General features: G+C 70.2%; 8 protein-coding genes. 2 read left to right on the plus strand and 6 right to left on the minus strand.

Annotated features, from left to right (window positions below):
• Window positions 1–94: 94 nt before the first annotated feature.
• Window positions 95–700 (plus strand): QsdR family transcriptional regulator, encoded by a 606-nt coding sequence (locus V8688_RS20815; protein WP_342801508.1) that lies wholly within the window; start codon window positions 95–97, stop codon window positions 698–700.
• A gap of 18 nt (window positions 701–718) precedes the next feature.
• Window positions 719–1,864, plus strand: coding sequence for an acyl-CoA dehydrogenase family protein (locus tag V8688_RS20820; protein ID WP_218716998.1), 1,146 nt, complete (start codon window positions 719–721; stop codon window positions 1,862–1,864).
• Here the strand turns inward: V8688_RS20820 and V8688_RS20825 are convergent.
• The 6 genes from V8688_RS20825 to V8688_RS20850 form a co-directional block, all read right to left on the minus strand.
• Window positions 1,839–3,230, minus strand: a complete 1,392-nt coding sequence (locus tag V8688_RS20825; RefSeq protein WP_342801509.1) for a cytochrome P450 — start codon at window positions 3,228–3,230, stop codon at window positions 1,839–1,841. The genes V8688_RS20820 and V8688_RS20825 overlap by 26 nt on opposite strands.
• On the minus strand, window positions 3,227–4,486 hold the full coding sequence (locus V8688_RS20830) for a cytochrome P450 (protein ID WP_316575740.1): 1,260 nt from the start codon (window positions 4,484–4,486) through the stop codon (window positions 3,227–3,229). The genes V8688_RS20825 and V8688_RS20830 overlap by 4 nt, the downstream gene beginning before the upstream one ends.
• A complete protein-coding gene (locus V8688_RS20835) occupies window positions 4,486–5,058 on the minus strand; it encodes an ATP/GTP-binding protein (protein ID WP_316575741.1) in 573 nt (190 codons plus the stop codon). The genes V8688_RS20830 and V8688_RS20835 overlap by 1 nt, the downstream gene beginning before the upstream one ends.
• Before the next feature lie 19 nt (window positions 5,059–5,077).
• Window positions 5,078–5,422, minus strand: coding sequence for a DUF742 domain-containing protein (locus V8688_RS20840; protein WP_218716995.1), 345 nt, complete (start codon window positions 5,420–5,422; stop codon window positions 5,078–5,080).
• Window positions 5,419–5,829 (minus strand): roadblock/LC7 domain-containing protein, encoded by a 411-nt coding sequence (locus V8688_RS20845; protein WP_218716994.1) that lies wholly within the window; start codon window positions 5,827–5,829, stop codon window positions 5,419–5,421. The genes V8688_RS20840 and V8688_RS20845 overlap by 4 nt, the downstream gene beginning before the upstream one ends.
• Window positions 5,826–7,036: ATP-binding protein (locus V8688_RS20850; RefSeq protein WP_342801510.1), on the minus strand; the 1,211-nt coding region annotated here is incomplete at its 5' end. The genes V8688_RS20845 and V8688_RS20850, both read right to left, overlap by 4 nt.

Consider the following 7,036-nt stretch of genomic DNA (forward strand, 5'->3'; position numbering starts at 1 on the left):
GACCGGGGAGTTTTTTCATGCCCGGCCTCGTGCAACACATTGACAGACGTTGCACCTTCCATACACTGTGGGAGATGTTGCACCAGGAGGTGACGTGGCCGAACAGACCGCACTGGGCAGGCGGCTGGACGACCTCGCCGCCCGGCCCGACGCCATCACCGCGTTCAAGGCGGCCCGATCCGGCTTCCTCGCCGGCCGCAGGCTCGAGATGAAGGAGCTCGCCGACGAGCTCGGCGTCAACCGGGCCACCCTGTTCCGCTGGGTCGGCGGCCGCGACGAGCTGCTGGCCGAGGTGATCTGGTCGGTGGCCGATCCGACCCTGCGCCGCGCCGTGGCCGCAAACACCGAGCGGGGTGCGCGCCGGATCGCCGGTGTACTGGGCGATTTCGCCGAGGCGGTCAACACCTCCGACGCCTTCCGCCAGTTCCTGCGCCGCGAACCCGAACGCGCGCTGCGCCTGCTCACCACCCGAGCCGGTTCCGTGCAGCGCCGCTTCGTCGACGTCATCGCCGGCCTGCTCACCGAGGCGATCTCGGCGGGCGAGCTCGATCCGCCGCTGCCGGTGCCGGAACTGGCGCTGCTGCTGGCGCGGATCACCGAGACCTTCATCTACGCCGACGTGATCAGCGGCGAGGAACCCGACGCGGCCAAGGTGGTCCAGGCGTCGCTGGTTCTGCTGGGCGAACGGCCCGAACAGTAGGAACCCGAAAGGAAAACCATGCAGCGCACCATCTACTCCGAGGACCACGAGGCGTTTCGCGCCTCCGTCGCCGAATTCGTCAAGCGGTCGATCGAGCCCAACGCCGAACGCTTCGCCGAGGAACGCGCGATCGACCGCGACACCTGGCTGGCCGCCGGTGAACTCGGCTACCTCGGACTCGGCGTGCCGGAGGAGTTCGGCGGCAGCGACGCAGGCGACTACCGGTTCGCCGCGGTGCTCGGCGAGGAACTGGCCAAAGCCGGTGCGGCGCTGTCGTCCTCGTTCGGCATCCACTACGACGTGTGCGCGCCCTACCTGGTGGAACTGACCACCGACGAGCAGAAGCGGCGCTGGCTGCCCAAGTTCTGCACCGGCGAGATCATCACCGCGATCGGCATGACCGAGCCCTCGGGCGGCTCGGACCTGGCGGCGCTCAAGACCACCGCCGTACGCGACGGCGACGACTGGATCATCAACGGCTCGAAGACGTTCATCACCAACGGTTTCAACGCCGACCTGGTCATCGTCGCCGCCCGCACCAGCCCGGAGAAGAAGGCCAAGGGCATCACGCTGTTCGTGGTGGAGAACGGTATGGCGGGCTTCACCCGGGGCCGCAAGCTCGACAAGGTGGGCCAGCCCGAATCCGACACCGCCGAGCTGTTCTTCGACAACGTGCGGGTGCCCGACGCCAACCGGCTCGGGGAGACCGACCGCGGCTTCATCTCGATGATGGAACGGCTGCCGCAGGAACGCATCGGCGCCGCGATCTCCAATATCGCCCACGCCGCGGCGATCCTGGACGAGACGCTGGCCTACGCCAAGGAGCGCAAGGCGTTCGGGCAGCAGATCGGCAGCTTCCAGTACAACAAGTTCCTCTTCGCCGAACTGGTCACCAAAGTCGAAGTGACGCAGGCGTTCGTCGACCAGGGCATCGCCGCGCACGCCGCGGGCGAGCTCTCCGCGGTCGACGCCGCGAAGGCGAAGTGGTGGTCGGCCCAGGTGCAGAACGAGGTGCTCGACGCTTGCGTGCAGTTGCACGGCGGCTACGGCTACATGCGGGAGTACCGGGTCGCGCGGGCGTGGATGGACGCCAGGGTCACCAAGATCTGGGCGGGCTCCAACGAGATCATGAAGGAGCTCATCGGCCGCGATCTCGGCCTGTAAGTCGGTGCCAGGAGAGAGTGCGTCGCGCCCGGCGCAATTCCACCGGGCGCGACGCGACGCCGGTCAGTTCAGGATGATCGGCAACGCGGCCAGATCGTTCTGCGTGAGCACCGGCAGGTTGCCGAGCTCGCTGTCGGGCACGGCCAGCCGCAGCTGCGGGAAGCGGNGCCAGATCGTTCTGCGTGAGCACCGGCAGGTTGCCGAGCTCGCTGTCGGGCACGGCCAGCCGCAGCTGCGGGAAGCGGGCGAACAACGCGGGCAGCGCGATCGCGGCCTCCAGCCGCGACAGCGCGGCGCCCGGGCAGATGTGCGGGCCGTAGCCGAAGGCCAGGTGGCGGTTGGCGGTCGGGCGGGTCACGTCGAACTCGTCGGCGGTCTCGCCGTGCACCGCGGTGTCGCGGCCGATGGCGCGGTAGGACATCACCACGCCCTCGCCCTTGGCGATCACGGTGTCGCCGACGGTGATGTCCTCGGTGGCGAAGCGCATCAGCAGGTGCGAGACCGGGCCGTCCCAGCGCAGCGACTCCTCGATGACCTGCTTCCACTCCACGTCGCCCGCCAGGACTTTCGCCAACTGCTCGGGCTCGTTGAGCAGCGCGCGCACGGTGTTGACGATCAGGCTGACGGTGGTCTCGTGCCCGGCGGCGACGAGCGCCTTGATGTTGCCGATCGCCTCCTCCTCGGTGAGCGGCTCGCCGCCCTCCTCGTCGGCGACGACGAACGCCGAGGTCAGATCGTCGCCCGGGTTCGCGATCTTCTGGCGCACCTGATCGGTGAAGTACACGTCGAGCTCGCCGATCACGCGCAGGCGCTCGTCCTGCGGGGTCATCACCGAGAAGAACTTCTTGTACCAGTCGAGCAGCTGCGCGTGGTCCTCGCGCGCGACGCCCATCAGGTCGCCGACCACGCGCATCGGCAGCGGGTAGGCGAAGACCGACTTGAGGTCCACCGGCGCGCCGTCGGCGCCCGCGGCCGCGAGGTCGTCGAGCAGTTCGAGGGTGAGCCGCTCGATCACCGGCCGCAGTTCCTCGAGCCGACGCGGCGCCAGCGCCTGCGCGGTCTTGAGCCGCAGCCTGCGGTGCTCGGCGCCGTCGACATTGAACATCGAGCGGTCGACATCGACCATGCCGATCAGTGGCCACTGGTTGGTCACCACGCCGTCGGTCCACAGCTTCCACGCGTGGATGTCCTTGACCAGGCGGCTGTCGGTGGTCAGCTGACGGGCGACCGCGTGGTCGGTGACGGTCCAGGCGGGCACACCGAGCAGGTCGATCCGGGCGAGCGGACCTTCGGCGCGCAGTCGGGCGGTCTCGCCGTTGAGGTCACCGACCATGGGGTCGATGGCAAAGGGGCACTGGGAACTCACGACGAACCTCCGACGGGTCTAACTGGTGTGAAACGAACGGGCAGTGCGGTCATGCCCCGAAGGAAAGCCGAAGGTCGCCGGGTGAGTTGCTCGGCGGGAACCGCCAGGTCGACATCGGGGAGCCGGTCGAGCAGCACCTCGATCCCGGTCCTGGCGATGATCTCGGCGATCTGCTGCGCCGGGAAGGGGCAGCGGTATTCGCCGTAGCTGAACGCGAAGTGCGCGTTGTTGCCGGTCGGCACCGTGTCACCGTCGGTGAACGACTGGCGGATGTGCGGGTCGAGATTGGCCGCGGCCAGCCCGAGCAACAGCATGTCGCCCGCCCGGATGGTCTGGTCGGCCAGGCGGGTGTCGCGCGCGGCCCAGCGCCCGGCCAGGATCGAGGTGGGGCCCTCTTCCCAGAGCACCTCGTTCATGGCCTGGCCGACACTGCGCCTGCCGCCGCCGAGCGCCGCGGCGAACCGGTCGTCGACGAGCATCAGGCGCATGGAGCTGCCCAGCCAGTCGGCCGTGGTGAGGTGACCGGCGGCGGTGATCGCCATCAGGTCGTTGATGTACTCCTCGTCGGTGAACGGCTCCGGATCGGCCAGCATCAGCGACACCAGATCGCCGGCGGGCCGCGCGCGCTTGGCCGCGACCAGCCGGGCCATGTGCTCGCCGAAGCGGGCGTGCCCGGCCTGGGCGTCCGCGCCACCGTCGGCGAGCAGTTTCATCGTCAGGGCGAGGTCGGCGGCGTCGCTGTCGGGCAGGCCGAGGATGCGGCCCAGCGCCAGCACCGGCAGCGGCTCGGCGAACTCGGCCACCAGGTCCGCGCTGCCACGACCGCAGAACCCGTCGACCAGGCGATCGGCGAGTTCCTCACAGGCCCGGCGCAATTCGAAGTGGTCGACCGCGTCGAGCGCGGGCTCCACCATCGCCAGATGCCGGCGATGCTCGGCGCCCGCGGTGAAGTAGATCGAGGGCATCGGCCGACCGACCATCGGCAGCAACGGCCAGTCCTCGGGCACCCGGCCCCACTGGTTCCACAGCGAGACATCGCGCGGGAACAGCAGCGGATCGCTGGTCACCTGGTGCAGTTCGCGATAGCCGATGACCAGCCAGGCCGGGAACCCGCCGGGCAGCTCGACCGAGACCACCGGACCGTGGTCGCGCCGCATCCGGCGGTAGACCTCGTGCGGTTCGATGTGGAATTCGGGGCCGCTCAACGGCACCGCGCCGGTGATCGGGCAGGCACCGGTGCCGGTGGGTGTGCTCATCAGACGGTCTCCCCCTGCGGGACAGCGGAATACAGGTGCTCGACCAGGGCGATCAGCACCTGTTTGCTCGATTCGCGCGAGCGCGCGTCACACATCAGCAGCGGCACCGCGGGATCGAGGTCGAGCGCGTCGCGCACCTCCTGCGGCTCGTGCGCGTCACCGAAGTCGTTGCAGGCCACCACGAACGGGGTGCCCTGATGCTCGAGCCGGTCGATCGCGTACCAGGAGTCGGCGATCCGGCGCTGATCGACCAGCACGATCGCGCCGAGCGCGCCGGTGAACAGCCGATCCCACAGGAACCAGAACCGCTGCTGGCCGGGCGCGCCGAACAGATACAGCACGTGCTCGTCGTCGAGGGTGATCCGGCCGAAGTCGAAGGCCACCGTGGTGGTCGACTTGCCGGGAACCCCGGTGGCGTCGTCGATCCCGACACCGACGTCGGTCATCGTCGCCTCGGTGTCGAGCGGCCTGATCTCGCTCACCGACCGCACCAGGGTCGTCTTACCGACGCCGAATCCGCCGATGACGACGATCTTCAACCCGTGTTTGGCCGTGCTGTGCAGCGGCGCCATGGCCCGCTCCGGCGCGGATTCAGAGCTTGCGAAGTCCAACGAGCACCTTCTCGAGGGTGGAAGCATCCAGCGACATCGCCACCGACAACGGTGGCCGAACGGTGATCTTCCCCGCGTGCAACAGGTCCCCCAGCAGCACCGTGGCGACGCCGACGGGCAGGCGCAGTTCCGCCGCGATCTCCACGACCGCGGTCGGCGCCCGGCACATGTCCAGGATCGCGACCTGCTCGGAGGTCATCCCCGCCGACGGCGCCGATTCGCTGACCACCAGGGTGACCAGGTCGAAGTCCTCGGTGGCCGGGGCCCGACCGCCGGTCAGGGTGTAGAACCGGTCCGGATCCTCGTCGCGGACCGACCTGCTCAATTCGGCGCTCCGCGTCTGGGCTGGGCGGCCATATGCTCGCCGAGCTGTTCGACCAGCTCGTGCATGGTGTGCCCGACCAGCCCCGCGTCGGCGTCCTCGGCGGCCACCACCGCTAAGTGCGCGCCGCGCCCCGCCTCGACCACGAACAGGATGCCGCCGTAGAACTCGGTCATCGACTGGCGAACACCGCCACGCCCGTCACCGAACTCGACGGAAGCCCCGTGCGACAGGCTCTGGAACCCGGCGGCGATCGCGGCCAGCTGATCGGCGCGGTCGACGTCGAGTTCCGGTGTGTGGCAGATCTTCAGGCCGTCCCCGGACAGCAGCAGCGCGTGCCGGGTGCGTGGGGTGCGGGCGAGCAGTTTCTCGAGCAGCCAGCCGAGATTCGTCGGGGCGGTGGTGGTCATCGGTCCTCCATGGGGTCGGGAGCAGTGGCGGCGCTGCCTGGGTGCTGGCCTGACTGATCCGCCCCGCGACCGGGCGCGGACCGCTGGAACGCGCCGAGCGCGGCCGGTTTGGCCGGTGCGGTGTCGGCGACCGGGGTCCCGGCCAGGCCGTCGGGATGGACTTTGGCCAGGGTGTCGCCCCTGCGTCGCTTGGGCAGGGCGGGTGAGGTGGACACCGTGGGCGTCGGCGCCTCGGCCGGGGCCTGGCGGGTCTGCTGGCCGACGGTCTCGGCCCAGCCCGATTCGTCGGTGGTCCTGGCGTGCTGGGCTCGCGGGGTGGGTGCGTCGAACTGGCCGAGGGTGGTGAGCTGGGGTTCGGTGCGACGCGGGGTCGGCGCGGCGAGCGGGGCGCGACCGCGGCGTTCGGCGCGGGCGGTGAGCTCACGCGGGACGACCACGACCACCGCGGTGCCGCCGATCGCCGACGGCCGATACGACACGGTGAGTTCGTGTTTGCGGGCCAGATGGCCGACCACGGCCAGACCGAGCCGGGTGCCCGACAGCGAGGCCAGGTCGGCACCCTTGCCCTTGTGGTCGCGCCCGCTGACCGCGGCCTCGGCCCGGCGCAGCGCCGAGTCGCTCATCACCAGGCCGCTGTCCTCGATCGTGATCACCACGCCCGCGGGCACTTCCGCGGCGTAGACGTGCACCTCGGTGGTCGGCGGGGAGAAGTTGCAGGCGTTGTCGAGCAGTTCGGCCAGGGTGTGCATCACGCCCTCGGCGGCGTGTCCGGCGATACCGACGTCGGCCACGGCGCGCAGCCGCACGCGCTGGTACCCGGCGACGCGACCCATCGCGCCACGCAGGATCGATTCCATCGCAATCGGTTTGGCCCACCGGCGACCGGTGCGGGCACCGCTGAGCACCGCGATGCTGTCGGCGAGGCGTCCGGTCTGCGCGGTGCGGTGGTCGATGTGGAGCAGGTCGGTGAGCACGCGCGGGTCGGCGTGACGGTGTTCCATCTCGCGCAGCTCGGCCAGCATCGAGGTGGTCATCGCCTGGATGCGGCCCGCGGCGCCGGCGAAGGCGGCCAGCGCGGCGGCGCCACGGCGACCGTTCTCCTGCGCCTCCCAGGCGTAGTGCGTCGCGTGGTCCTCGGCGGTGGTGATCCGCTGGGTCGCCTCGGCGACGGCCGCGGCCAGCTGCTGTTCGGCCCGGGCGGCGGCGG

The organism is Nocardia sp. No.11 (assembly GCF_038752175.1).
In the GTDB taxonomy this organism is placed as follows: Bacteria; Actinomycetota; Actinomycetes; order Mycobacteriales; family Mycobacteriaceae; genus Nocardia; species Nocardia canadensis.